We start from the raw sequence: 26,382 nt of genomic DNA, 5'->3' as shown, positions 1-26,382 counted from the left end.
CTACCGGTTTCGATCGAAATGTGAAGTGCAAAAGAAAGAGGCAGACATAATTTCAGTGGCTTTTGCAGCACGTGACGCAAATCCGCTTGGCATTGTTGAAAAAACGGCACGATTTCCACACGAATGGCAAAAACTATAGAGAAATAACCTCTGGTCTGCTTCGGTCTTGGCTTATCCGCTTCTTCAGCTTTCGACGGTCAGGACCGCATGCGCGACCCGTTGGCGTCAAAGATCGGATGCGGCTGAAGCCGGGCGATGAGCATCTCGCCGAGCACCTCGATCTGCCACCCCTCCTCCGTTCGGGAGACCTCTTTCGGCACATAGCCCATGGCGACCGACACGCCGGCGGCATGGGCGTATCCACCCGAGGTCACCCAGCCGCAGACCTGGCCATCAAGCGAGATCGGCTCGTCGCCGAGCACGTCCGCATCTTTTGCATCGACGACGAAGGTGACGAGACGCAGCGCGCCGCCCTCCGCCTTTTCCTCGATCGCCGCGGCCTTTCCGATGAAATCGGCCTCCTTGCCATAGGCGATGAAGCGACCGAGCCCCGCTTCCACGGGACCGTAAAGCGGCCGGTATTCGCGAGACCAGCTGCCGAAGGATTTTTCGACGCGTAGCGCATTCAAGGCGCGGAGGCCGAACAGGGTGATCCCGAACTCCGCACCGGCCTCCATGATGAGATCGAACAGATAGCGCTGATATTCCGGCTTCATCCAAAGCTCGAAGCCGAGATCGCCGGTATAGCTGACACGGCCGAGGATGACCGGCGCCATGCCGAGATCGATCTCGACGATGCCCATGAACGGCAGAGCCTGATCCGAAAGGTCGAGATGGGTAAGCTTCTGCAGCACATCGCGTGACCGGGGGCCAGCAATCGACAGGCCGACGAGACCGAGATTGAGGCAATCGAACGAAACCGAATCGTCATCCGGCAGATGTGTTTCGAACCATCGCATATGATAGTCTTCGGCAATGCCGGAGCCGATCAGCAGGAACGCATCGTCGCCGAGATTGGCGAGCGTGAAATCGCCGATCAGCTTGCCGGCCTCGTTCAGCATCGGCGAAAGCGCCATGCGGCCGACGGGCGGAACCTTGCCCGCAAGAATATGGTCGAGCCAGGCATGCGCCCCCTCGCCCCCGATCGAATATTTGGCGAACCCCGAGGTCTCCATCAACCCGACACTGTCGCGGACCGCCTTCGCCTCGCGGCCGACATGCTCGAAATCGGTGGATCGGCTCCAGGAAAACGCATCCTCGATGCCTTCAGGCGCAAACCACAGCGGCGTTTCCAGCCCGTAAGATGCGCCGAACACGGCACCCCTCGCCTTCAGCGCGTCGTAGATCGGCGTCGTCAGCAGCGGCCGCGCCGCCGGCAGTTCCTCGTTAGGATAGCGGATCGAGAAGCGGCGGGAATAGTTTTCGCGCACCTTCGCATTGGTATAGGCAAGCGACGCATAATCGCCGTAGCGGGTGACATCCATGGCGAACACGTCGAAGCCGGGATCGCCCTCGACGATCCAGTTGGCAAGCGCGAGCCCGACGCCGCCGCCCTGGCTGAACCCGGCCATGACAGCGCAGGCCGACCAGAAATTCGTCATGCCGCGCACGGGCCCGACAAGCGGGTTGCCGTCTGGCGAAAAGGTGAAGGGCCCGTTGATGATCGTCTTGATGCCGGCATTGTTGAAGGCCGGGAAATGCCGGAAGCCAACCTCCAGCTCGTTCGTGATGCGCTCAAGGTCCTCGGCCAAGAGTTCATGGCCGAACGTCCAGGGCGTCTCGATTGGCGACCACGGCCGGCAGTCCTTTTCATAGGTGCCCATCAGCATGCCGTTGCGTTCCTGGCGAATGTAGATCTCGCCGTCGAAATCGACGCAGTGCATCAGTTCGCGGCCGGACGTCTTGTTGAAGTCGATGACCTCAGGCATGTCCTCGGTGATCAGATACATGTGCTCCATGGCCAGCACTGGCAGCTCCAGCCCGACCATGCGCCCCACTTCGCGGGCCCAGAGACCGGCCGCATTCACCACATGTTCGCAGCGGATCTCGCCCTTGTCCGTGATCACCCGCCAGGTTCCGTCGGGAAGCTGCACCAGATCCTCGACCTTGGTATGCAGGTAGATCTCGGCACCGTTCTTCTTAGCCGATTTCGCATAGGCATGGGTGGTGCCGTAGGGGTCGAGATGGCCCTCATGCGGATCGAACACGGCGCCCACGAACTGCGTCGGGTCGAGCAACGGCATCATCGCATGCGCTTCCTCGACCGAGACGAGCCGCGCTTCGCCGTTTGCGTATTTACCTTTGGCGAGCAGCGACTTGAACCAGTCGAAGCGCTCGGGCGTCGCCGCCAGCATCAGGCCGGAGGTCATGTGCAGGCCGATATCCTGGCCGGAATAGGCCTCGATCTCCTTGTAGAGTTCGACCGTGTATTTCTGCAGCTTGGCAACGTTCGGATCGCCGTTGATCGTATGCATGCCCCCCGCTGCATGCCAGGTGGAGCCGGAGGTAAGTTCCGAACGCTCGAGCAACACGACATCGCTCCAGCCGAGCTTGGTCAGATGGTAGAGGACCGAACATCCGACGACACCGCCACCGATGACGACAACTCGAGCATGGCTTTTCATGGATCCCGTTCCCCTAACTTGATGCCTGTTTGGGGTGAGCCTAGAACCTCCCGAGAATTGCCAATAGGCTGTTCTGCGAACCCGGATTTGTCGTTTCCGACATAGTCGCTGTTCGTTTCGCGCCATCTTGCGACCGGAGCCTGAAACTAATTTTTCAATCGCCGCGTATGCCTTGTCATGAACGCCACGCAACAGGGAATAGCGCCATGACAAACGTGCTGAGCTTCGATGAACTGGTAGGCAGCGTACTGACCACGATGCGCGATGCGACACCGCGCAAGACAATCGAGTTCGGCGTGATCCAGGGCTTCTGCCGCGATTTCGCCGAGGACCTCGCCCCCGAATTCGTCGACCTCCTGAACCGCGTCGAAGGCCTTTCCAGTCTCGTCCCGGCGCTCGAAAAGCGGCCGGACCTCGTCATGGCAGCATCGCAGGAAAAGGGCCTCTGGAGCTTCGTTCGCGAGAAGCACTAAGCGCTTCGATGCTCAGACCGCTTACAACCCTAAAGAAGCTCATTTGACGAGAGCGACACCCTATCCTCCCTCATCCTCGCCCTTGTGGCGGGGATCCAGTCAGCTCAAGTCCTTGAGCTGAAGGAGTCTTTGACCCGACAGACGTCGTGTCGCTGGATCCCCGCCACAAGGGCGAGGATGAGGGGAGTTTGGGCAACCGCCCACCACCGTCACCCGCCCGAAAACGATGCCGTCAGGGCGAATGCGCGGCCCATTTCCATCAGGTCCTCGTAGACCGAGCCGGCGAACGACCGGGGCGTGATGATCTCGAAGGCATCGGGGCCGGTGCGCGCCAAATTCACTGCGACGTGGCCGAACAGCATGTTTGCGGAATGCCCCTGCGCAAGCGCCTGCGGATGCAGATCGACGCCGACGCATTTTGCAAGGATCTGCCGCACGCTGGGTCCCGAAATCGCCATCAGCACCTTGCCGTCGCTCTGATCAACGACGGAGGCGCCGGATATTTCGGATAAGTGACCGGCAACGGTCTCTGAGCCTGCGGTGAGCGACACCGCCAGCCATTCCGCCGGGCCGCAGAAGCGCGGCGCGATATCCGGGGCAGCCTCGAGTGCTAGGCCCACGGCCTGCTCCTGGCCCGCATGGGCAAGCACCGAAAAGATCACCGGCCGCCGCGCGACGGACAGGTGGTTGGGGTTGGCGCTCGTCTCGAAGCCCAGGATGTGATCTTCGAGCGCATGGCGGTGGAGAAGTGTCAAAGCCATCGTCATGCCCTCAAAGATGTTGTTTTGTGTTTTGTGGATCGACAAAGACCGGCAGGCAGACTTCCGCCGCGACTTCGGTGCCGCGAAGTCCATCCCAGACAGTGATCTTCTCGCCGATCCGCTCGCGGCCGGATTTGAGAAGGCCGAGACCGATCGTGTGTCCGAGCGTCGGCGAATAGCAGGCTGATGATACGAACCCCTGGTCGCCCGCAAGCGTCGCGGCCGCGCCATCTTTCAACAGATGGGCGCCCGCCATGAACTCCTTGTCGGTTTCCACAGGCTTCAGGCCGACGAGTTGAAGGCGATCGGCGGCGGTGAGGCCGAAACGGGTCGAGAGGCGCTTGCCGATGAAATCCGGCTTGGTCATCGCCATCATCTTCCCGTAACCGAGATCGTCGGGTGTCGTGCGGCCTTCCAGTTCGGCATGGGTGACAAAGCCTTTTTCGATGCGCAGGACGTTGAGCGCCTCGACGCCGTAGGCGCAGATCCCGTCCTCGCGGCCCGCTTGCATGATCGCATCGGCCACGGCTTCGCCATAGCCTGCGGGTACCGCCAGTTCGTAGGCGAGTTCGCCCGAAAACGAGATGCGGAACAGGCGCGCCTTCAGCCCGCCCTTGAGCGTGACGACCTTCGCACCGAGAAACGGTATTGCCGCATCGGAAATGTCGTCTTCCACGATCCGGGCAAGGATGATCCGCGCCTTCGGTCCGGCCAGCGACATCTGCGCCCACTGGTCGGAGGAGGACACGAAGCGCACGTCGAGATGAGGCCAGAAGGTCTGGCTTGCAAATTTCAGATGCGCCATCACCTCTGTCGCGTAAGCCGTCGTGGTGGTCATCACATAGTGGTTTTCCGACAGGCGGCTGGTCGTGCCGTCGTCGAACACCATCCCATCCTCGCGCAGCATCAGGCCGTAACGCGCCTTGCCGACCGGCAGCTTCAGGAAGGCGTTGGAATAGACCCGGTTCAGGAATTCAGCAGCACCTGTGCCAAAAATCTCGATCTTGCCGAGCGTCGAGACATCGCAGAGACCGGCGTTTTCGCGCACATTGCGCACTTCACGGTCAACGCTGTCGCGCCAGGTCTTTTCTCCGTCGCGCGCGAACCAGGATGAGCGGTACCAGAGGCCGCTTTCCACGAAGGTCGCGCCGTTCTTCTTCGCCCAGCCATGCAGCGGCGAGGTCCTGACGGGCGCTGCATGCTCGGCCCGCGACGTGCCGGCAAGCGCACCCATCGAGACCGGCGTGTAGAACGGCCGGAAGGTCGTGGTGCCGATTTCGGCCGGCGACACGCCGCGCATGGCAGCGACAATCCCGATCGTCGCGACATTGCCGAGCTTGCCCTGATCGGTCGCCATGCCGGTCGTGGTATAGCGCTTGGTATGCTCGATATGCCGGAAACCCTCGCGCTGCGCGAGACCGAGATCGCTGACATGCACGTCGTTCTGAAAGTCGACGAAGGCCTTGTCCTTGGCCCCCGGCACATACCAGAGCGGCGCGAAATCAGGATCGTATTCGCCTTCCACCTCGGGAATCTTTGCTTCATAGGCGGCAAAGCCGAGTTCGGTCGAAAACGCAGCTGCCTTCGATGCCCCGTCACGAAGGCAGGCGGCGATGCTGTCGGCACCGGCAGCCGAGCCGGCAGCGACAAAGCTTGCTCCCACATCCGGCGCCAGAAACGCCTTCGCCGCCTCCGACCAGACGGGTTTGGCGCCACGCTGGCACATCAGATGCACGATCGGCGACCAGCCGCCGGCCATGGCGAGCGCATCGCAGGCGATCTCCTCCTCGAAACCCATACGCTCTGCAATCAGCGCATCGATGCGGTTGCGGCCTTTGGTGGCGACGACGGCACCGCCATGGATGACACGAACGCCGTAGGGTGCCGGATCGGTGGAGGCGGCGCGCGCATCGATGATCGCGGAGACCTCGACGCCACGGGCGGAAAGATCACCCGCCGTACGATAACCGGAGCCACCATTGGTAAAGACGGCCACTTTGGAGCCGACAGCCACGCCATAGCGATTGAGATAGGTGCGCGCCGCATTGGCGGTCATCACGCCCGGCCGGTCGTTGCCGCCGAACACGAGAGGCCGCTCTTCGGCACCGGAGGCAAGGATCGCCCGTTTGGCGACGATGCGCCAGACACACTCGACCGGCAGATCCGGCGACGGCGTTTCCACGTGCTTCTGAACCCGCTCGACGGCGCCGAACACCATATCGTCATACCAGCCGAACACGGTCGTGCGCGGCATCATCGTCACGTTCGGAAAGGACGCGAGTTCCTCGACCAGAGTTGCCGCGTAGTCGCTCGCCGCCTGCCCGCCAATCACGACGTTTTCAGACAGAAGCGAGCCTCCCAAGCGGGCGCTTTCATCGGCAATCAGCACGCGCGCACCGGCCCGGGCGGCAGAAAGTGCTGCCATCAGTCCCGCAGGCCCTGAGCCGACGACGAGCAGGTCGCAATGCGCCCAGGCTTTCTCGTAGCGATCCGGATCCGCCTCCATGGTCAGCTTGCCGAGACCGGCGGCACGACGGATGACAGGCTCGTAGAGCTTTTCCCAAAGCATCGCCGGCCACATGAATGTCTTGTAGTAGAAGCCGGCGCCAAGAAACGGCGACAGCAAGCCGTTGACGGCCCCCATATCGAAGGCGAGCGACGGCCAGCGGTTCTGGCTGACGGCGGTGAGGCCGTTGTAGAGCTCGGCGACCGTCGCGCGCACGTTCGGCTCGGAACGGGCGCCGCTACCGATCGTCATCAATGCATTCGGCTCCGCGGAACCGGCCGTCACCGGTCCACGGGGGCGGTGATACTTGAAGCTGCGGCCCATCAGCATCTGGTCGTTGGCAATCAGCGCCGAGGCGAGCGTATCGCCGTCGAACCCGGTATAGCTCTTGCCGTCGAATGTGAATGTCAGGGGATTGGCCCGGTTGACGAGACCGCCGGCATCAAGACGATAGGCGCTCATCGGCTCCCCTCCTGAGATGCTTGCGCATCCGTCACACCGAAGACCTCATGCGTGAGGTTGTCGCGATCGACCACCAGCCAGCGGCGGCAGCCGGCCGCGTGATGCCAGTATTCCTGATATCGACCCTTCGGATTGTCGCGGACATAGACATAGCGGTGCCAGGCCTCGTCCTTTTCGGACGCCGACGGGCGGGCAATCACGGCACCGCGCACCGAAAACTCTTCCTTCGGCCGCGTTCCGCAATGGGGGCAGGTAATCAGGCTTGCCATGTCTTAATCTCGGTCTTTGTGTCAGGCTCAGTCTTGGGTCTTCGTCTCGGTGCGGATACGGCTCAGTGCATGTTCGGTTGCGGGCCTTTGCCGCCCTCGTCGAGCACATAGCCTCGCTCGAACCGGTCGAGCCGCATGAAGCGCGAGACGTGATGGGTTTCGTTCTTGGCAATCAGATGCGCGAAGCAGAATCCTGAGGCCGGCGTGGCCTTGAAGCCGCCGTAGCACCAGCCGGCGTTGAGATAGAGATTGTCGATCGGCGTGCGGTCGATGATCGGTGATCCGTCCATCGACATGTCCATCACGCCACCCCAGGCCCGCAGCGCCTTGGCGCGCGAAAGTCCGGGGATCAGCGACACGCCCTCCTGCATCGTCTCCTCGACGGTCGCAAGATTGCCGCGCTGAGCATAGGAGGAATAGTAGTCGATATTGGCACCGAACACGAGACCGCCCTTGTCCGACTGCGAGATGTAGAAATGTCCCGCGCCATAGGTGATGACGTTGTCGATGACAGGCTTCAGCCCCTCCGACACGAAAGCCTGCAGCACATGCGTCTCGATGGGCAAAGCCAGATCCGCCATCCGCCCGACCGTCGTCGTGTTGCCGGCAGCGGCCAGCGCCAGCCGGTTGCAGCCGATAAAGCCCTTGGTCGTCTCGACGCCCTCGACTTCGCCGCCCGGTCCACGGCGAATGCCCGTCACCTCGCAATGCTGGATGATATCGACACCTCTCGCATCGGCACCCCGTGCGTAGCCCCAGGCGACCGCATCGTGACGCACCGTGCCGCCGCGCTTTTGCAGGAGACCGCCCATGACGGGAAAGCGGCCGTGGTCGAAATTAAGATAGGGCGCGAGCCTTCGCACCTGTTCGCGGTCGAGCAGATCCGCATCGACGCCGTGAAGCCGCATCGCATTGCCGCGACGCGCGTATTCATCGCGCTGGCCGTCGGAATGGAAAAGATTCAGCACGCCACGCTGCGACACCATGGCATTGTAGTTGAAGTCCCGCTCCAGCCCTTCCCACAACTTCAAGGACATCTCGTAGAACGGATTATTGCCTTCCAGCAGGTAGTTGGACCGGATGATCGTGGTGTTGCGGCCGACATTGCCCGACCCGATATAGCCCTTCTCGATCACAGCGACATTGGTGATGCCGAATTCCTTGGCAAGGTAGTAGGCCGTCGCCAGACCATGCCCGCCACCGCCGACGATGATCACATCGTAATGCGGTTTCGGCTCCGGCTCGCGCCATGCCGGCGTCCAGCGACGATTGCCCGAAAGCGCCTGCTTGATGATCGATAAGGCGGAATATCGCATGCCGTGTTCCCGTGCTCGTTGCGCCCACATTCGCACATGCGGACGAAGAAACAAGGGCAATCGGGACATCAGAACGCCTGTTTGAAGCCATGGCGAGACAAGCCCCCACACCGTTGCCGTCCCGCCACGCCGGACGTTGCGGGCGCCGATTTTGGCGCAGGCACGTATTATGTTTCAGTCACTTAACACGAGTTACATCCTCACGCGCGGGCACGGCCGTAAAATCCACGCGACCAACACTGGCCAACCTTTGGGAGCGCGACATGCCCGATACGACCACCCAACTCGACATGCCCTTCATCCTGCCGTCCCAGGCGCAAAAACACATCACTCACAACGAGGCGCTGCTTGTTCTGGACACGCTGGTGCATCTGACAATCCTCTCCGAACTGTCGGCTCCGCCGACGACGCCGGCCGAGGGCAATCGCCATCTGGTCGGCGCTGGCGCAACCGGTGAATGGACGGGCAAGACCGGGTGCGTCGCCGCCTGGCAGGACGGCGCCTGGACCTTCCTGACCGTGAAGACGGGATGGCGGGCATGGTTTGCGGAAACTTCTCGCCTGCGTGTGTTTGATGGCGCTGCATGGCGGGATGTTCCGCTGCCGGATCAGGGCACCCTGAGCCTGCTCGGCATAAACGCTGTCGCCGATGCCACCAACCGATTGTCGCTGTCGTCTCCTGCAAGCCTCTTCAACCACGCCGGCAACGGCCACCAGATCAAGGTCAACAAGGCGGCCGCAACCGACACCGCATCGCTGCTGTTCCAGTCCAACTGGACCGGGTTCGCAGAAATGGGGCTTGCCGGAAACACCGAATTCTCCATCAAGATCAGCGACGGCACCACCTGGCGCACGGCTCTCGCCATCAGCCCGACAGGTCGTGTCAGCCGACCCAACCAGCCGGCAGCGCGCGCCTATCGCACCGGCACCACATTCACGCCGACATCAGGCCAGCAGAGCGGCTTTACCACCTACGCCCTCAACCAGGGCAGTTTCGGACTTGGCGCTTCGGCAGCCGGCGGCGGCAACGCGATGACGGTTCCAGCAGCCGGCATCTACCTCGTTACCCTCAATCTCGTCGTCACCACATCGTCTGGGCATGGGGCGGTGCTGCTGCGCAACGGTACGGAGACACTGATGACACTCAACGGCATAACGGGTGGCGCGCAGTCGCAAGGCGCAAGCGGCGTGTTTTCGCTGAGCGCAGGCGATAGCCTGACGCTTCAGCACTCCGGCACCGCACAGGTGACACTGGGTGCCGGCAAGACGGAGCTCTCGCTGACCCTGCTCTGACTAAAATCGACGTGGCCGATTATCGCAATTCCAGTTGCAAAGATCGGCCATTTTACCCGCGCGGTGGCGACAATGTGTCCTCTTCCGGAGCAGCCATGAAATAAAACAAGAAATTCATCACTTAAGACAACTCTAACAATGCCTTGTTTTAAAAGGTTTTTGTCGGCTCGAATCAAGTGAATTGCGACCAATGCGGGTTTGGCCACAAATGGCGCGTCTCGTTTAGTCAAATGTTAAAACTGCCCCGGTAGGCTCTCGTTTGTGGTCTTGCGTTGTGTAGAGAGTCCAATGACCGAAATGATACGTCCCCGAGTTAAATATGTCATCGGTCCCGATGGCAGCCCGCTTACGATTGCGGATCTTCCGCCGGCCAATACGCGCCGCTGGGTTATCCGTCGTAAGGCAGAGGTTGTCGCCGCGGTTCGCGGCGGCCTGTTGAGCTTGGAAGAAGCCTGCGAGCGTTATACGCTCACCGTCGAAGAATTCCTGTCCTGGCAAGCGTCTATCAACGACCACGGCCTAGCCGGTCTTCGGACCACCCGCATTCAGCAGTACCGCCATTAGGCGAAGTCAGCAGACCACTGTTCATCGGTAAAATCGAAGTGCCGTTGCCTCACCGCAGCGGCACTTTTTATTTGCCCTGGTTTGAATCTTAACGGGACAAGGACGGTTCTCGCCGGGCCAGTTGCGGCAATATGCCCGCGATGATCGCCGAGGCCGCATAGAACCACAGGCCGGGTTGCGTCACCGCCTGCGCGAGGCCGGATGTCTTCGCCGCAAACACCACGAGTGCCACCAGCATCACATCCATCATCGACCATTTCGCAAGATGCGGCATCACGCGCGCGAAAAATCCCGGCTGAGGATCGCCGCGAAAGGCTTGGACACCGAGCGCCATAAGCTTCGTGATGGGAAAGACAATCGAGAACAGTCCGACGATGAGCGCAAGCGCGACATCGCCCTGCCCCCATAGAGCAGAAACGAGTTCGACCAGCGACGGCGTCTCGCGAAAGAAATACAGCCGCTCGAAGCGAATGATCGGCAGGGAAAGTCCCAGGACCAGAAAAACGCAAGCGGCCGCATAAAGCGAAAACCAGATAAGCCTTCTCATCCGGCACCCATAGCAAAGCTTGGGCCACACGTCTGCCCTGCCGCTCCGTGGGAAACGTCGAAAAAGCAAAAACGGGGGCACCGTTATGCGGTCCCCTCGTCAGAGTCCTCTCGCTATCGTGTGATGCGCTCGGCTGGCAACCAGCCGTAAGGCATCAGGCGCGGGCGCGCATACCGGTGTCGCGCTCTTCGAGCGCCGACGCCTTTGCAAATTCGGCTTCCGCCTCTTCCAGCGCAAGCTCGGCGGCATCCTGCTGGATCCGAAGTTCCCGGATCGAGACTTGCAGATTGTCGGCCCGCTGGCGGGCAGCCTTGGCAAAAGTTGGATAGGCGAAGTGATTCGGGTCGGAAATTCCCGATTTCTTCTCCTCGACGGTGATCTGGTGCTCCAGTTCCTTCGCCATTCTTTCGAATTCGGCCATCATCGTCTGCAACTGCTGCAGTTGACGACGCTTTTCGTTAACCTGAAAGTTCTTCAGGCGAACAAGATTGTCACGCGATTTCATACGCAATACTCCGTGGATAGCGAGACCCAGGCCGGTAAACCCCTGTTCAATACAGTGCGAGGCTCAAAAAATTTCCGAGGCGTTAACAAATTTGGCGCCGCGTTAACCTTTCATTTACAGGCATCATTAACAATAAGCCTGATCATTTAAGGGTCGGTAAATGCCAAGGCCGGTTTTCGGTCACGACAATGTCGGAGTCGTTTGAATCACTTAGCGGGGTTTCCTCCTCCGCTGAATCAAGCTGGCGATGGCCAATCCTTAAAGTAAAACAGGCTGCTACTAATTTTGCTTAACAAAATGATGCACCTTGCCAGGACCGCTCATAATTTGTTAACCAGTTTCTGGCAGCTTCCAAATCAGGCTCAGTCTGGATCCGTATCGAGTAAGGGGGCATCGGTAACCTTACGCGGCGGTAAAGGGGAAAATTATGCGGGTTCTACTCATCGAAGATGACAGCGCGACGGCCCAGTCGATCGAGCTGATGCTGAAATCGGAAAGCTTCAACTGCTATACGACCGACCTTGGCGAAGAAGGCGTCGACCTTGGTAAGTTGTATGACTACGATATCATTCTTCTTGACCTCAATCTCCCCGACATGTCGGGTTATGAAGTGCTTCGCACTCTGAGATTGTCAAAGGTCAAGACGCCAATCCTGATCCTGTCGGGCATGGCGGGCATCGAAGACAAGGTACGAGGCCTTGGTTTCGGCGCAGACGACTACATGACCAAGCCGTTCCACAAGGACGAACTGGTTGCACGCATCCACGCCATCGTTCGACGTTCGAAGGGCCATGCCCAGTCGATCATCATCACCGGCGAACTGATCGTGAACCTCGACGCCAAGACCGTCGAAGTCGGCGGCCAGCGTGTGCACCTGACGGGCAAGGAATACCAGATGCTGGAGCTTCTTTCGCTCCGCAAGGGGACCACGCTCACCAAGGAAATGTTCCTCAACCACCTTTATGGCGGTATGGACGAGCCGGAACTGAAGATCATCGACGTCTTCATCTGCAAGCTGCGCAAGAAGCTCGCAAATGCGGCCGGTGGCGCGAACTACATCGAAACAGTCTGGGGCCGCGGCTACGTGCTGCGCGAACCTGACAATGTCGAGCTCGCAGAAACCGCCTGAGCCTGAAAACTTTCCCTATCCCGGATTGAAGAGCACCCGCGCAAGCGGGTGTTTTTGCGTTTGAGGATTGCCGAGGTGGAAGCGCTGAGGATCGACGCCTTAGCGCGGTGTCCGGATCAAGTTTCCATAAACACGGTTCGAGCTTGTTGCCACTCAACCCAGCAGTTCTCAGGATCGATGTCGAGATAGCCGCGCTGCTCGTCCATTCGCTGAGCAACATCACGGGAAACTGCGATGACCTCACACGTGTCGGTGATCTCGAGGACCTCGTTTTCCGTCAGAGGGCTCCCCTTCGCTCTCTCGCTTTGAAGTAGCGTCGCGATGAGACTGGGTACGGGGTAGAGAACGAGAAGTTCTTCTTCGCTCACAGGACACCTCCGAGACGCGGCTTCACTCAGCGCACGCCGCAAACGCTGAAACTATCAAGCCGCAACAGCAAAGCCGCCGAACACCGATGTCAGGATCTTGCGGTCGAAAGGTTTGAGGAGAAAATCGCTGGCGCCGGCGCGTTTGCCGGCCATCATCTTCTTCAGGTCCGTCTCGATGACGCAGTAGAAGATCTTGACGTCCTTGCCGCGGTCCATTGCCCGGACGGAAGCGATCAGACCGAGCGCGTCGTCGAGGCCTGCATCGACGATCAGGAAGTTCGGCAAGGTTGCACGGCAGCCGGTCAGTGCTTCCTGCGCAGTGCCCGCTTCGGAAACCAGGAAGCCGATCTCCGAGAGAATGCGCTTGCCCACTTTGCGCACGATGTCCGAACTGTCTGCAATCATCATTCGCTGCATCGTGTTTCCCCTGATGCTGTGCCCGTCCCTAGGCAACATCCACCATGACCCGAATGAAGCTAAGAAAGAGTTACGCGTCAGGCGCAGCGCGAAAAGCGCGGGCCGCCTCAGGGCAACCCGCGCTTTTCACATGTCAGAGCGCTTGATCGGGTCTCAGACCTCTTCGGAAACGGCCGGCACTTCGGCAGGGACGGTTTCCGCGATGAATGTGATCTTGTCTTCAGACACCACGTATTTCAAATCCATGCCGCATTCGTCGGCCAGCAGAACCGTGTAATAGGGCTGGATCGTGTGGGCATCGACCGCCTCTTCCATGGCACCCGACAGCACTTCGACGAATTTCGCCGGCACGCGCATCATCCGGCCTTTGATGGTGATGATGAACTTCGCGTCGAATTCCGGGTTTTCGAGTGTCACATCGAGAGAGCCGCCGCGCGGAATGCCGCCGTAAGCGACAGTGAAGAGGTTGAGGAGCAGCTTGACCCGGTTCTTCGGGATGATGGCGCGCGGGCCGTTCCAGGAGACTTCCGTCTTCTTTTCGGCGACCGCGAACTCCTTGGCAGCCTTTTCGGCCTCGCCCGTATCGATCGAGGCACCAACAGAGCCGGAGGCGCCGAAAGCAAGCCGCGCGAATTTCAGACGCACCGAGGCGTTCATGGCCGATGTACGGATCAGGTCGAGCGCATCCGCGTCGGCGGCTCCCTCATCGAGAAGCTCCAGGCCATTGTTGATGGCTCCGACCGGCGAGATGATATCGTGGCAGACCCGGCTGCAGAGGAGAGCTGCCAGATCCGGACCGCCGAGGGTTAGATTGGGATTTTTAGGCATGCGTGTCTCCGGCTGGATGAAAATATTCCCTCGCGCATGTGCCACAGCAACATTGCGCGGGGATTGTCGACGGTCAATGTGTATAGGTGCCGCCATAATGACACCATTTGTGGTAAACCGATTGTTAACGTCATGCCGCCAAGATAGAGGCGGCTTAAGCATGACGCTTGATAACGGAAGATTTAACAAACGGACTTCAATATGCGCCGCCAGAACCTTTCCGCCTTCGCTCGCTTTGCCACCGCTTTCGTGGTCATGGCAACCGCTTTCTGTGTCACAATCGAAAGGGCATCCGCCCAGCAGAATGCTTCGCAGTATTCGATGCAGGAAATTGTCGATGCCGGCCACGGCTTTTTCGGCTCCACCAGCGGCGGTCTCGCCAAGGTGGTGGAAAACGCTTTCTCGAAATACGGCCTGCCCAACGGTTACATTCTCGGCCAGGAAGGCTCCGGCGCCTTCATCGCCGGCCTGACCTATGGCGAAGGCCAGCTATACACGAAAAACGCCGGACAGCATCCGACCTACTGGCAGGGCCCATCGCTCGGCATCGATTACGGCGGCCAGGGCACCCGCGCTATGATGCTGGTCTATGACCTGCCGACGGTCGATTCGCTCTATGCCCGCTTCGGCGGCGTTTCCGGCTCGGCCTTCGTAGTCGCCGGCGTCGGGATGACTGTCCTGCGCAACAACAACGTGATCCTGGTGCCGATCCGCACCGGCCTTGGCGCCCGTCTCGGCATCAATGTCGGCTATCTGAAGATGACCCGCGAAGCCACCTGGAACCCCTTCTGAGCGGCAGGCAGACGCCTCCACCGGGCGAGCCCACTTGCCGGGTGCAGGCGCCCGTGCTTAAAAAGAGCCTGTCCGCTCCAGACACAAAGAACGGCTTTCCGTGATCCAATACGCACTCCTGTTTGGCCTGGGTTTCCTCAGCGCGGCGCTGCTTGCCATCCTGATTTCGCCGGCGATCCACAGGCGGATCGTGCGCTACACGGAAAACCGCATCCGCGCGACACTGCCGATCAGCCCTGAGGAAGTGCGTGCCCAGCGTGATATGGCACGTGCCGTCTATGCGGCGGAAAACGCCCGGACCTCTCAGGAACTGATCCAGGCGCGCGAGAAAAACACCCGCCTGATGCTCGATATCGAGGCGCTGAACGCGACCATCCGCACGCTTGAAGACGACCGGCAGGACCTGAAGATGCAGGCCGACACGCTGGATGTCGAGGCTGCCGCCACCCGCTCGCGTCTTCGCCAGGAAGACAGCTATATCCAGGAGCTGAAGGTGGCGCTGGAACAGTCCCACGACGACCTGCGGATGCGCGATGTCGAGATCGGCGAACGCCAGCAGCACGTTGCCCGGCTGATTGCCGATACGGACAATTTCCGCATCGACCTCTCGTCTCATGCGGCAGAGATGGAAGGGCTCAAGGCCCGGATCGGCAATCTTCGCGACGAACGCGAGACGCTGCGCACGGAAATTCGCGACATGACCACCCGCGCCAAAGAAGCCGAGAGCAAGGTCAAGCTGGAAGAGCAACGCCGGATAGCGCTGCAGGAAAGGCTGGACCGGGAGATCGCAAAGGGTGCCGACAGGGCAGAGGCGCTGGACCGCCGTCAGCAGGAAATCGAACGGCTGCGCGAAAAACTGAAAACTGCCAATGCGGAAGCCCGTGACGCGAGCCGGGCCCTGCGCAAGACCGGGTCGCCAGCCGGATCAAAACCGAAGTCGAATTCAGGCAAGATCAACACGCCCGGTCCCGAAGACATCCAGGAGGCGCATCTCCTCGAGGAGGGTGTGTTAGCCGTCGCCCGCCCGACGGGCATGGACCCAGAGCCCACCATGATGACAGCTGCGATGATGACACCGGCCATGATCGATCTCGCAGACGATGCGCGCAACCGGGCGACCGCCGTGTCGGAACGGCTTTTAAAGAGGCGCGATGGCGCTAACGATGCAGCGCTTCGGCAGGAGCTTGCAACCATCGCCGCAAGCCTTGTGGCGCTGACGGCCGCGCGCGAAGGCAAGGCCTCGCCGATCAATACGATTTTGTCGGGCAAATCCGGCAACAGCGATCGCGAAAGCCTGGCTACCAAGGCCAAGAAGGCCATGGCGAAACTGAACGAGCAGTCGTCGTAACCCTCACGGAAACGCTTTAGAGCCGGCCCTGCCGCATGGCGATCTCGTAGAGCGCGATACCGGTCGCGGTTGCGGCGTTGAGACTATCCAGTCCCGGCATCTGGGCGATGCGGGCGGTCTTGACCGCCGACAGGATATGCGCTGGAAGCCCCTCGCCCTCGGTCCCGGTGATCAGCGCCATCAGCGGATGCGCCGGTACGTCGCGGATTTCGGCATGTCCGGCAGGCGACAAGCCCCAGATCGCGAAGTCGCGCGACATCAGCGCGTCCAGAAGCTCCGTCATCGTCCCGGTGCGGGCATAGGGCACCGAGAGCACGGAGCCGACAGAAACCCGCAGCGACTTTCGATAGAGCGGATCGCAGCAGGCGGCATCCAGCAGCACCGCATCGGCGCCGAAAGCGGCCGCATTGCGGAAGATCGAGCCGATATTGTCGTGGTTGGAAATGCCGAAGGCCGCAACGACCAATGCCTTTTCCGGCAGGTTCTGCAGGAGGTCCGCAATCGACGGCTCCTCAGCCCTGCGACCGATCGCCAGCACGCCGCGGTGGAGGTGGAAGCCGACAATCCGGTCGAGAACGGCAGAGGATGCGACATAGACCGAAACATCGTCAGGGAAACGGCCAAGGATGTCTTCCAGCCCGGACACCCGATTTTCCAGAAGCAGAAGCTTCTCCGCGACGAAGCCGGACTTGGCCCGGTGTGCCTGCGCCAGCATGCGCAGCACGACAGTGCCCTCGGCGATAAACCGCCCGCCCCTGCCCGTCAGGTCGCGATCGCGGACCGCCTGAAATTCGGCGATCCGCGGGTCGTCCGCATCCTCGATGCGGATAGGCTCCATCACGGACCGGTGGCGATCGTCACATCGGCGACGATGCGGCCGAGCACGATATCGAACACGAACACCTTGCGGGCGCCGTTCAGCTGGCCGAGGAAGACGAGCTGGCTGCCGGACATCGACACATTGTCGATTTGGAAACCGGTCGGCAGTGCGGCGGTGGCCTTCAGCGGCTGGTCGGACGGGACGGTGAAACTTCCGGACGTCGCGACCGTTGCGGGGCCGTCTGCGGGACGCTGGGAGATCTTATAGACAATCGCGGCGAGGACCGCCATAAAGCAGACAAACAGGATCCCGCCCGAAACGAGCTGCAGAAGCACCATCTTCCGGCGGATTCTCTCCATCGCCGGATCAAGCGGCTCTTCCTTTTCCTCGACTTCTGGTTGGGGCATGAATTGTCCTTATGCGTGCAAGATTGCGAATTGACGGAAACCGGAATGAACGACCCCTTTAAACAAGCCGAAGCCCCGAGGAAAGTCCTGACTGCCGATGAGGCAGCAGAAGGGCGGTTGGATGCGTGGCTGACACAGGTTCTGGACGGCGAATTCTCCAGAAACCGCATCAAGGCGCTGATCGAACAGGGTGTCGTACTGCTGAACGGCAAGGCCTGCACCGAGCCGAAGAAGAAAGTGTCCCCCGGCGATCAAATCGAGATCACATTGCCGGAACCGGAGGATCCCGAACCCAAGGGCGAGGATATTCCGCTTGATGTTCTCTATGAGGACGAGGACCTGATCGTCATCGCCAAACCGCCGGGTCTCGTCGTGCATCCGGGCGCCGGCAACTGGACGGGGACCCTCGTCAACGCTCTGATCCACCATTGCGGCGACACTCTTTCCGGCATCGGTGGCGTCAAGCGGCCGGGTATCGTGCACAGGCTCGACAAGGATACGTCGGGCGTGATGGTTGCCGCCAAGAACGATCTGGCGCATCGCCACCTCGCCGACCAGTTCGCCGACCATGGCCGTTCGGGTCCTCTGGAACGCGCCTATATGGCCGTCGTCTGGGGTCGCCCGAAAGGTTTGAAGGGCACGATCGACGCGCCGCTCGGCCGCGCCGGTGGCGACCGCACCAAGCGCGCCGTCACCCGCGAGAATGCCGTGGACGCGCGCGAGGCGGTGACCCATTATGAGGTGATCGAGCGTTTTCACGAGACGCCCGAGGCAACCTCGCTGGCGGCCCTGATCGAATGCCGTCTGGAAACCGGCCGCACGCACCAGATCCGAGTCCACATGGCTCATATCGGCCATCCGCTGATCGGCGACCTCGATTATGCCGGCGGCTTCAAGACCAAGGTCAACAAGATCCCCGAGCCCGCCCGCACCGTCGTCAGCGCCTTCCCGCGCCAGGCGCTGCACGCCTATCTGCTTGTGTTCGAACATCCCCGCACCGGCGAGGTGATGGAATTCGAGGCTCCGATCCCCGACGACCTGGAACAGTTGATCGAAGCCCTGCGGCAATGACGGCCTGACCGTCGCCGGAAGTCCGGCCGATCATTACGCAATTGTAATGTCATAACGTTGGTGTGAACGCTTGAATCGCTGTTCCGCCACACTTACCTGACACTTGCATTGGTGCGGGGTCGGGAACGATCCGCGCCATAATCGGTTCGCCGTAAGGGCAGATGAAATCTGCCGGGAACCGACAACGATCGGAAAGGGGTGCTTCATGGCCCGTAACAATCTGCCTTCGATTACCGCCGGCGAAGCCGGTCTCAATCGCTATCTCGACGAAATCCGCAAGTTCCCGATGCTGGAGCCACAGCAGGAATACATGCTCGCGAAGCGTTACGCCGAGCATGGTGATCGCGCGGCCGCCCACAAGATGGTGACGAGCCACCTGCGTCTCGTCGCAAAGATCGCCATGGGCTATCGCGGCTACGGCCTGCCGATCGGCGAAGTCGTGTCGGAAGGCAATGTCGGTCTGATGCAGGCCGTCAAGAAATTCGACCCGGAACGCGGCTTCCGTCTGGCGACCTATGCAATGTGGTGGATCAAGGCCTCGATCCAGGAATACATCCTGCGCTCCTGGTCGTTGGTCAAGATGGGCACGACCGCCAACCAGAAGCGGCTGTTCTTCAACCTGCGCCGCCTCAAGGGCAAGATCCAGGCGATCGAGGAAGGCGATCTGAAGCCGCACCAGGTGACCGAGATCGCCACCAAGCTGAACGTATCCGAGGAAGAAGTGATCTCGATGAACCGCCGCCTCTCCGGCGACGCTTCGCTCAACGCCCCGATCCGGGCGGCTGAAGGCGAAGCCGGCCAGTGGCAGGATTGGCTGGTCGACGATCACGAGAGCCAGGAAGCGGTCCTGATCCAGCAGGACGAACTCGACACGCGCCGCCGCATGCTCGGCAAGGCACTCGCCGTGCTGAACGAACGCGAACGCCGCATCTTCGAAGCCCGCCGTCTGTCGGAAGACCCGGTGACGCTCGAAGAACTCTCGACCGAGTTCGACATCAGCCGCGAACGCGTTCGCCAGATCGAGGTTCGCGCCTTCGAAAAGGTGCAGGATGCGGTGCGCAAGGAAGCGCTCGCCCAGGCTCAGGCCCTGCGCGTCGTCGACGCGTAACGAGAGACACCAGCACTCGCAGACCGAAGGCCGCATCTTGCGGCCTTTTTCTTTGGCCGAAGCCATGGGAGTTCGCAACGGGAGGCTGGAAATGGAAAAGGGCCGCTCTCGCGACCCTTCTCGAATGACCTATGTCCTGCGACCGGTCGATTACTGGCCCGTCTGGCCGCCGCCGGCCTGGCCCCATTCGCGGATGGCCTCGTTGAACGCCTTCTCGCCTTCAGGCCCCTTCTGGAGCGTGAACAGCGCGCGGCGTCCGTTGCGATAGGCGACCGGGATGTCGATCCAGTTGCGGGTGCGCAGCAGCTCCATATTGGTGTTGCGGGCATCCGGGAAATCGTTGAGCGCGATCATGTGGAAGTCGTCGGTGATCTTGGCCGGAACCGCGATCAGGGCGTTGCCGCGATCCTGCTCGGATGTCTTCATCGCAATGCGCTGGACGCTGTCGATGGCACCGCCCTCGAAGTCCGGCGGGACGGCAAAGACGATCTCGATCAGATGGCTCGCGGGCAGCGACGGATCCGAGTTGCGCTTGAACGTCACAAGCGCGGTCAGACCACGACCGGGTATGGTGATGCGGGCCTGGACTTCAGCCTGAGGCGGACCGCCGTTGGAACCCGGTTCGCGCTGCAGAGACCAGGAAACGCTTCCGTCGATCGCGGTCGGCGCGGTCTGGCCAAGACGCTCTTCATAGAGGAACATCTTTTCGCCGGAGACCGCAGGGGTCGCTGCCGGGTTGGCGTCGGGGGCAGGCGCTGCAGGTGCGCCGGGCGCGGTTGCAGCCGTCGCGGCAGCACCAGGCGCCGCAGGCGGCGTGGTCGGCGGGGCGTTGAGCTGCGCCACCGACTGCCCTTCGGCGTTCTGGGCAAGGCTTCCGGCCGAACCCGGACCTTCATCCACCTCTGTGCCATCCGGCATCAGACGCTGGGTGAATTTCGGGCTGGCGGTCGAACCGTCCGCGGCTGGCGGCGGGCTCGTCTGACCGGCGGGCTGGCCATTTGCCTGCTGCGTCGAAGGCGTCGGGTTGGCCGGCGCTGTTGCCGGAGCCGTAGTTGCGTTCCCGGAGGCCGGTTGCGAGGTCGCGGGCGAGACCGCCGTGTCCGTCGAGGAAGACGGCATGAAGCCTTCGACCATCTCGCTCAGCGCGTCGCGGTTCATCCAGGCGGCATAACCAGCGCCACCCAGCAGCAGAAGGCCGACCAGTCCGAGTGCGAGGCCACCGTAATTGCGCTTGCGCGTCGTCGTCACCCGGTATGGCTTAGCCGGGGTCGGCATCAGGTCTTCGAGATTGTCATCCGACTGGGCCTGTCTCGGGCTCGAGGCGGCAGCGCCGGCGCCGGCAACTGCCGCGCCCTTGCTGTACCCGATCAGGTCATCCAGATCGCTCCAGGGATCCTTCTCGTGATCCTTGCCGGCAGGTTTTTGTGCCTGCTCATCCGCTTTTGCGTCAAGCTGGTAGCCTGCGAAGAAATCGTCGCTGTCGTCTTTGCGCCCGGTCTCCGTCCCGGTCTGGCCGAAACTTGGGAGCTCAGCGACCGATGGCATGCGAACTGCATCGGCAGAAACATGGGTTTCCTGGTCGAAATGCGCGTCGACGCGATCACCACTGTGTAGATCGGCCTGCGGCTGGTGCTGATGGACCGGCTCGACGGGACCGGCCGGCACCAGTTCCGGGACGTCGTCCCAAGCGGCTGCGGCGGTGTTTTCGGAATGCGCCGGCTCCTGCCAGGTGGGCTCTTCGAAAAGCGGCGCATGTTCCGTGCGCGCTGGCTCCGCACTGGTCTGCGGTGGCCACTGGACGTGGGCGACGTCATCGTCCTGACGGGCAGCCGAGTAGGGAAGATCATCATCCCGCTCGTTTGCAACAGGCTCGTCGACAGTCCCGGGATACTGCTCGATCGGCGCGTCGACGGAATGTGCCCGGCCGTCATCGGCCACAGGTTCGTTGTGGACCTGCTCATCGCGTTCACCGACGGCAGCGACATCGCCGACCGGCCATCCACCTTGATGAACAGTGTCCTGCTCCTCGGACGGCACAGGCTCTTCGTAAAGCGGACGCTCTTCGTAGGCCGTGCGTGCCTCATACGTCTCCGGCTCTACAGCCGGTTCGTAATGGGCAACGTCAGGTTCGCGTTCTTCGGCTGCAACAGAAGCAACAGGCTCGTGCCGTTCATCATAGCGCGGCGGCTCGTCATACGAATAGCCAGCCGGCTCAGTAGCGGCGAGCGGTGCTGCCTGTTCGGGCTCTTCGCCCGGAGCGGGTGCCGGTTCCTGCTCGGGCTCCGCTGGAGCCGGCAGCACCGTCTCTTCAGCGGGCGCAGGCTGGCCGGCGGCAAATTCGTCGTCGGCGAAACCAGCCTCGTTCTCGAACGGCGCCAGCGCCTCCGCGTGCTCGCTCTCGACTTCGACGATCGCCGTTTCGAGCTTGTCCATCTGCCGCCGAAGCATTTCTTCCGGCGGCCGCGGCTTCATGTTCTCGAGCTGCCGTTGAACGGCACCACGCGCTTTTTCATACACTTTCGCGCGGGCTTCAGGCGAGTTTGTCGCCAGACCATCAACAGCGCGGCGGATCACCGCTACAAAATCTGCCATCAGCACTTCTCATTGTCGCCGGGCTCAAGCCGGCTGAATGGATAATCAATAGTTGACATTAATCTTCAAACGGGTCCGTCACAAGTATGGTGTCGTCGCGTTCCGGACTTGTGGAAAGTAGCGCAACTGGCGCGCCAATCAATTCCTCAACCTGACGAACGTATTTGATCGCCTGTGCCGGCAGGTCCGCCCAGGACCTTGCACCAACGGTGGATTCCTTCCAGCCTTCCAGCGTCACGTAGATCGGCTCGACCCGAGCCTGCGCCGCCTGGCTTGCGGGAAGATGGTCGATCCGCTGGCCGTCGAGCATGTAGCCGACGCAGATCTTCAGTTCTTCCAGACCGTCGAGAACGTCGAGTTTCGTCAGCGCGATCCCGGTGATGCCGTTGGTCGCGACCGACTGGCGCACCAGCGCCGCGTCGAACCAGCCACAGCGACGCTTGCGACCCGTGACGGTGCCGAACTCATGGCCCTTTTCACCGAGGAACTGGCCAATTTCGTCATGGAGTTCGGTCGGGAACGGGCCTTCGCCGACGCGCGTCGTGTAGGCCTTGGTGATGCCGAGGATGTAGCCCAGCGAGCCCGGGCCCATGCCGGAACCGGCAGCAGCCTGGCCGGCAACCGTGTTCGACGACGTCACGAACGGATAGGTGCCGTGGTCGATGTCGAGCAGCGAGCCCTGCGCGCCTTCAAACAGGATGCGCGAACCCTTGCGGCGCTCCTTGTCCAGCAGTTCCCAGACGGTTTCGCGGAACGGCAGAACCTGTTCGGCGACCGAGGTCAGTTCCTGCATGATCGTCTCATGGCTGACTTCCGGCTCGCCCAGACCGCGGCGCAGCGCGTTGTGATGGGTGAGGATGCGATCGACCTTGGCCGACAGCGTATCGAGGTCGGCAAGATCCATGACGCGGATGGCGCGGCGGCCGACCTTGTCTTCATAGGCCGGGCCGATGCCGCGGCGAGTGGTGCCGATCTTGGTGCCGGTGTTGGACGCCGCATCTTCGCGCAGGCCGTCCAGCTCGCGGTGCAGCGACAGGATCAGCGTCGCGTTGTCGGCGATGCGCAGCACGTCCGGGGTGACCTTGACGCCCTGCCCGTCGAGCTTTGCGATTTCAGCGACCAGCGCGTGCGGATCGACGACGACGCCGTTGCCGATAACCGAAAGCTTGCCGCGGACGATACCGGAGGGCAGCAGCGACAGCTTGTAGCTGACACCGTCGATGACGAGCGTATGGCCGGCATTGTGGCCGCCCTGGAACCGAACGACGATATCCGCCCGTTCAGAGAGCCAGTCGACGATCTTGCCCTTGCCCTCGTCACCCCACTGCGAACCAACCACGACTACATTCGTCATCTTTGCTTTCCTGCGTTTCGGGCCTGCCCTTCAAGCACGCCACAGCGCCGCGACAGCACCGCTGCTCTGAGACAGCGGCGTTGCGAGCGCCAGATAGAGTTCTCTCCCACAAGGGCGCTCGTCCGAAACCGCGCCGGACCCGCCCCTGCAAACGCGCGCATCTATAATGCCTTGGCCCGAGGAAAGCGACCTGTTTGTGAATGCTGGACGGTTTTTGCGTGACAATTTGCAAATTCCCACGCTATGGCCCACGCCAAGCGTTCCGGCCAAGGTCGGCGCTGACGAAAGACGATAGGGCAAGGACGGGCCGTCGACACGGCACGCGGAGGAGATTATCGTGTACCGCAGAGCCTATATCTTCCTGATCGTCGCGACGCTGTGCTGGGGAGGCAATGCGGTCGCGGGCAAGCTTGCCATCGGTCATATCAGCCCGATGCTCCTGACCTTCTGGCGATGGGCGTTCGCGACCGTCATCATTTTCGCGATCTCCATACCCGATCTTCGCCGCGATTGGCCGGTGATCCGGTCGAACCTGCCGCTTCTCGCCTTTCTCGGCCTCGTCGGCTACGTCGTCTTCAATGCGGCGCTCTACACCGCGGTCAATTACACCACGGCGATCAACGTCACCGTCGAGCAGACGCTTATTCCGGTGCTGATCTTCCTGTTCAATTTCGTGCTGTTCCGGATGAAAGTATCCTGGCTGCAGATCGTCGGCTTCGCGCTGACCCTGATGGGCGGGCTTTTGACGGCAGCCCATGGCGACCTGTCGACCATCGTCACGCTCAGCGTCAATTTCGGCGATGCGGTCATGATGATCGCGATCGTCGCCTATGCGGTCTATACGGTGACGCTGCGTTTTCGCCCGGCCATCAGCTGGCGCAGCCTGATGGCAATGCCGGCGCTGTTCGCCCTGCTCGGCAGCATTCCCGCCGCCGCGTGGGAATATTCGGCTGACCGAATGATCTGGCCGGACGCCAACGGCTGGATCATCGCAGTCTACACCGCCGTCTTCGCATCGCTGATCGCGCAGGTGCTCTATATCCGCGGCGTCGAGGAGATCGGTGCCAACCGGGCCGGCCTGTTCATCAATCTCGTGCCTGTTTTTGGCACCCTGCTTTCGGTGATCGTTCTTGGCGAAAACCTGCAGGCATTCCACATCGTGGCGCTGGTTCTGGCGCTTGGCGGCATTGCCATCGCAGAATGGGGAAAGCCCGCACAGCGATAGACGCGAACGGGCGACAACTTGGAAAAAAAGGGCCGGCAGCGTCAGGGCACGTCGACGCCACCGGCCAGCAGGGTCAGTGAGCTTTAGATATCGTAATGGTCGGCAGTGGCAGCTGGCGAAGGCAGAGCATCGCTAGCCTTCGTGGTCTCGGTCATCGTCTGGGCAGTCCTGTCGACCGTCAGGCCGCCATGCGAGAGCACGATGTCGCCGCGCGGCGTTGCAACAACCAGGACCCGTTCGATCCGGCCCTCGTCGTTGAGAGCGTAGCCGATCGTCAGGTTGCGGCTATCCCAGCCGATGGAAACGAGATGGTCGCGCTTGAGATCGGCGCAATCGAGGCAGAGATCCTGATCGGCAGCAAGGTCGTCGGCGAACGTGTCGAGATAGCCGTCGACGGCTGCAAGCGTGCCGTCGACCGCGTCGTTGACGCGCTTCAGCTCAACGGCCTGGTCGATGGTAAATTCGGAAATCGTGTTGGAGCCTTCAGCGCCATGGGTACGGTTCTGGGCGACCTGCATGTGGAGAGCGGAAACGCCTGAGAGCGAGCGGGCAAACGAGCCCGGACCTGCAGCATTGGCTTCCTTGCCTGCAACCAGCGCGGTCAGTACGATCGCGGAAATGATGAGCTTCTTGATCATGGCCCGTACCCTGTTTGGCGGATGGCTCTGTTGCCATCTCGTTTCGTTATGGGACGACCATACGCAGCCAGGTTTGCGGCGCGCTTAAACGAATAGATGCAATTTTATTGAAATCCATTTTTTTCCCGCGCTGGCACACAAAAGGAATTGGCGCGCAATAGCTGGAACCAACTGCACCTGGGGCGGTTTGGTAACTGTGAGGACAACAAGAAGGAAACATTCCCATGAGCATTAAACTAATCACCGTCGCAGCCCTTTCGCTCGGTCTCGCAACCTCGGCTTTTGCACAGACCAGCGGCTCCGGTTCGGGCGGCAATGACGGATCCGGAAGCACCGGCAAGTCGATGCCGATGTCCGGTGTCGAACAGACCGCGCCGACAACGTCGCTGCCGGGCGTGGATTCGTCCTCGACCAACAGCACATCCGGCACAACGCCATCGACCAACTGCCAGGCAGGCACGATGAAGGATCCGGGCGTGGCTTCCGGCAACAACTCCAATCCGGGCGCCAGCACCAACACTGGTACCGCCGGTGGAGCCATGATGACCATGGAAACCAATCCAACTTGCTGATCGCCCTCTGGCGTATCGCAGACATGATCAAGGCCGCTTCATTGAGCGGCCTTTTTCTTTCGATATCGGGGCTTCAGCGAACGCCCCTGCGACTGCGCTATAAAACTTTTCTGCGCAGCTCGTGTATGTGAAAACATACTCATGAATTGGAGAGATCTTCGTGCTATGTGTGCGGGCCGAGGCAACCGATCGGGCAACCTGGATGAAGCCGATGATCAACCGCATTCTATGGGCGCTGGCCGCCCTCGCCTACGGTGTCGCCACCGTGGTCGCGTTTATCGTGCTTTTGCCCGCAGCGCTGATCCAGTCAGCCTTCTCCAAAAAAGTGATGGTCGAGGACCGCGAACGATACCTCGACGATTAGTCCGAGTCTCCGCAACCCCTTCAATGTCGA

The 26,382-nt window shown here is 61.2% G+C and carries 26 protein-coding genes; 11 read left to right on the top strand and 15 right to left on the bottom strand.

Going from position 1 to position 26,382, the window contains the following annotated elements:
* Positions 1–197: 197 nt before the first annotated feature.
* Positions 198–2,624: a GcvT family protein gene (locus IFT59_RS04140; protein WP_192086154.1), complete on the bottom strand. Its 2,427-nt coding sequence runs from the start codon at positions 2,622–2,624 to the stop codon at positions 198–200.
* A gap of 206 nt (positions 2,625–2,830) precedes the next feature.
* Here IFT59_RS04140 and IFT59_RS04135 point away from each other — a divergent pair, with 206 nt between their 5' ends.
* A complete protein-coding gene (locus IFT59_RS04135) occupies positions 2,831–3,097 on the top strand; it encodes a hypothetical protein (RefSeq protein ID WP_192086153.1) in 267 nt (88 codons plus the stop codon).
* 209 nt (positions 3,098–3,306) lie between these two features.
* Here IFT59_RS04135 and IFT59_RS04130 read toward each other — a convergent pair whose 3' ends face one another.
* The 4 genes from IFT59_RS04130 to IFT59_RS04115 all read right to left on the bottom strand — a co-directional run bounded on the left by IFT59_RS04130 (position 3,307) and on the right by IFT59_RS04115 (position 8,411).
* The gene (locus tag IFT59_RS04130; RefSeq protein ID WP_192086152.1) at positions 3,307–3,858 is read right to left on the bottom strand and encodes a sarcosine oxidase subunit gamma; all 552 of its coding nucleotides are present in this window, start codon (positions 3,856–3,858) and stop codon (positions 3,307–3,309) included.
* Between the two features lie 10 nt (positions 3,859–3,868).
* The gene (locus IFT59_RS04125) at positions 3,869–6,826 is read right to left on the bottom strand and encodes a sarcosine oxidase subunit alpha family protein (protein ID WP_192086151.1); all 2,958 of its coding nucleotides are present in this window, start codon (positions 6,824–6,826) and stop codon (positions 3,869–3,871) included.
* Positions 6,823–7,095, bottom strand: coding sequence for a sarcosine oxidase subunit delta (locus IFT59_RS04120; protein ID WP_062582640.1), 273 nt, complete (start codon positions 7,093–7,095; stop codon positions 6,823–6,825). Before IFT59_RS04120 ends, IFT59_RS04125 begins: the two co-directional genes overlap by 4 nt.
* A 62-nt stretch (positions 7,096–7,157) precedes the next feature.
* Positions 7,158–8,411 (bottom strand): sarcosine oxidase subunit beta family protein, encoded by a 1,254-nt coding sequence (locus tag IFT59_RS04115; protein ID WP_062455194.1) that lies wholly within the window; start codon positions 8,409–8,411, stop codon positions 7,158–7,160.
* 263 nt (positions 8,412–8,674) lie between these two features.
* On the opposite strand from IFT59_RS04115, the gene IFT59_RS04110 reads away from it, so the two are divergent.
* Together IFT59_RS04110 and sciP are read left to right on the top strand one after the other, a co-directional pair.
* A complete protein-coding gene (locus IFT59_RS04110; RefSeq protein WP_192086150.1) occupies positions 8,675–9,703 on the top strand; it encodes a DUF2793 domain-containing protein in 1,029 nt (342 codons plus the stop codon).
* A gap of 288 nt (positions 9,704–9,991) precedes the next feature.
* A complete protein-coding gene (gene sciP, locus IFT59_RS04105) occupies positions 9,992–10,267 on the top strand; it encodes a CtrA inhibitor SciP (protein ID WP_062455190.1) in 276 nt (91 codons plus the stop codon).
* An 88-nt stretch (positions 10,268–10,355) separates the two neighbouring features.
* Here sciP and IFT59_RS04100 read toward each other — a convergent pair whose 3' ends face one another.
* Both IFT59_RS04100 and IFT59_RS04095 read right to left on the bottom strand, forming a co-directional pair.
* Positions 10,356–10,814, bottom strand: a complete 459-nt coding sequence (locus IFT59_RS04100; protein WP_192086149.1) for a paraquat-inducible protein A — start codon at positions 10,812–10,814, stop codon at positions 10,356–10,358.
* A 154-nt stretch (positions 10,815–10,968) separates the two neighbouring features.
* Positions 10,969–11,319 carry a hypothetical protein gene (locus IFT59_RS04095; protein ID WP_062455186.1) on the bottom strand — a complete coding sequence of 117 codons (351 nt, stop codon included), beginning with the start codon at positions 11,317–11,319 and terminating at the stop codon, positions 10,969–10,971.
* 427 nt (positions 11,320–11,746) lie between these two features.
* Between IFT59_RS04095 and ctrA the strand changes: the two genes are divergently transcribed.
* Positions 11,747–12,448, top strand: coding sequence for a response regulator transcription factor CtrA (gene ctrA / locus IFT59_RS04090; protein ID WP_062455185.1), 702 nt, complete (start codon positions 11,747–11,749; stop codon positions 12,446–12,448).
* A gap of 116 nt (positions 12,449–12,564) precedes the next feature.
* Here ctrA and IFT59_RS04085 read toward each other — a convergent pair whose 3' ends face one another.
* The 3 genes from IFT59_RS04085 to chpT form a co-directional block, all read right to left on the bottom strand.
* Positions 12,565–12,816 carry a hypothetical protein gene (locus IFT59_RS04085; RefSeq protein WP_192086148.1) on the bottom strand — a complete coding sequence of 84 codons (252 nt, stop codon included), beginning with the start codon at positions 12,814–12,816 and terminating at the stop codon, positions 12,565–12,567.
* 54 nt (positions 12,817–12,870) lie between these two features.
* Complete coding sequence (locus IFT59_RS04080) at positions 12,871–13,233, bottom strand: response regulator (RefSeq protein WP_062455181.1); 363 nt, start codon at positions 13,231–13,233, stop codon at positions 12,871–12,873.
* 153 nt (positions 13,234–13,386) lie between these two features.
* Entirely contained in the window at positions 13,387–14,061 is a 675-nt protein-coding gene (gene chpT, locus IFT59_RS04075) for a histidine phosphotransferase ChpT (protein WP_062455179.1), read from the bottom strand.
* A 255-nt stretch (positions 14,062–14,316) separates the two neighbouring features.
* On the opposite strand from chpT, the gene IFT59_RS04070 reads away from it, so the two are divergent.
* Positions 14,317–14,853 (top strand): DUF1134 domain-containing protein, encoded by a 537-nt coding sequence (locus tag IFT59_RS04070; RefSeq protein WP_062457827.1) that lies wholly within the window; start codon positions 14,317–14,319, stop codon positions 14,851–14,853.
* Positions 14,854–14,953: 100 nt separating this feature from the next.
* Complete coding sequence (locus IFT59_RS04065; protein ID WP_192086147.1) at positions 14,954–16,201, top strand: hypothetical protein; 1,248 nt, start codon at positions 14,954–14,956, stop codon at positions 16,199–16,201.
* A gap of 16 nt (positions 16,202–16,217) precedes the next feature.
* Here the strand turns inward: IFT59_RS04065 and IFT59_RS04060 are convergent, their stop codons facing one another.
* Together IFT59_RS04060 and IFT59_RS04055 are read right to left on the bottom strand one after the other, a co-directional pair.
* Entirely contained in the window at positions 16,218–17,039 is an 822-nt protein-coding gene (locus IFT59_RS04060) for a TrmH family RNA methyltransferase (protein ID WP_192087098.1), read from the bottom strand.
* Complete coding sequence (locus tag IFT59_RS04055) at positions 17,039–17,428, bottom strand: hypothetical protein (protein WP_092660094.1); 390 nt, start codon at positions 17,426–17,428, stop codon at positions 17,039–17,041. The genes IFT59_RS04060 and IFT59_RS04055 overlap by 1 nt, the downstream gene beginning before the upstream one ends.
* Before the next feature lie 45 nt (positions 17,429–17,473).
* Between IFT59_RS04055 and IFT59_RS04050 the strand changes: the two genes are divergently transcribed.
* Both IFT59_RS04050 and rpoH read left to right on the top strand, forming a co-directional pair.
* Positions 17,474–18,499: an RluA family pseudouridine synthase gene (locus IFT59_RS04050; protein WP_092660092.1), complete on the top strand. Its 1,026-nt coding sequence runs from the start codon at positions 17,474–17,476 to the stop codon at positions 18,497–18,499.
* 205 nt (positions 18,500–18,704) lie between these two features.
* Positions 18,705–19,607 (top strand): RNA polymerase sigma factor RpoH, encoded by a 903-nt coding sequence (gene rpoH, locus IFT59_RS04045; RefSeq protein ID WP_062455169.1) that lies wholly within the window; start codon positions 18,705–18,707, stop codon positions 19,605–19,607.
* 150 nt (positions 19,608–19,757) lie between these two features.
* On the opposite strand, the gene IFT59_RS04040 is transcribed toward rpoH, so the two are convergent.
* Together IFT59_RS04040 and IFT59_RS04035 are read right to left on the bottom strand one after the other, a co-directional pair.
* Complete coding sequence (locus IFT59_RS04040; RefSeq protein ID WP_192086146.1) at positions 19,758–22,199, bottom strand: hypothetical protein; 2,442 nt, start codon at positions 22,197–22,199, stop codon at positions 19,758–19,760.
* 58 nt (positions 22,200–22,257) lie between these two features.
* Positions 22,258–23,553, bottom strand: a complete 1,296-nt coding sequence (locus tag IFT59_RS04035) for an adenylosuccinate synthase (protein WP_062455165.1) — start codon at positions 23,551–23,553, stop codon at positions 22,258–22,260.
* A gap of 337 nt (positions 23,554–23,890) precedes the next feature.
* Between IFT59_RS04035 and IFT59_RS04030 the strand changes: the two genes are divergently transcribed.
* On the top strand, positions 23,891–24,778 hold the full coding sequence (locus IFT59_RS04030) for an EamA family transporter (RefSeq protein ID WP_192086145.1): 888 nt from the start codon (positions 23,891–23,893) through the stop codon (positions 24,776–24,778).
* An 83-nt stretch (positions 24,779–24,861) separates the two neighbouring features.
* Here the strand turns inward: IFT59_RS04030 and IFT59_RS04025 are convergent, their stop codons facing one another.
* Entirely contained in the window at positions 24,862–25,416 is a 555-nt protein-coding gene (locus tag IFT59_RS04025) for a transglutaminase-like cysteine peptidase (RefSeq protein WP_192086144.1), read from the bottom strand.
* A 224-nt stretch (positions 25,417–25,640) separates the two neighbouring features.
* On the opposite strand from IFT59_RS04025, the gene IFT59_RS04020 reads away from it, so the two are divergent.
* A complete protein-coding gene (locus tag IFT59_RS04020) occupies positions 25,641–25,988 on the top strand; it encodes a hypothetical protein (protein WP_092660075.1) in 348 nt (115 codons plus the stop codon).
* Positions 25,989–26,190: 202 nt separating this feature from the next.
* Positions 26,191–26,352, top strand: coding sequence for a hypothetical protein (locus tag IFT59_RS04015; protein WP_156461904.1), 162 nt, complete (start codon positions 26,191–26,193; stop codon positions 26,350–26,352).
* Positions 26,353–26,382 lie beyond the last annotated feature (30 nt).

It is taken from the genome of Rhizobium sp. CFBP 8752, from assembly GCF_014842035.1.
In the GTDB taxonomy this organism is placed as follows: domain Bacteria; phylum Pseudomonadota; class Alphaproteobacteria; order Rhizobiales; family Rhizobiaceae; genus Neorhizobium; species Neorhizobium soli.
The sequence above is the reverse complement of the archived record's forward strand: the minus strand, read 5'-3'. Positions and strand labels throughout refer to the sequence as shown.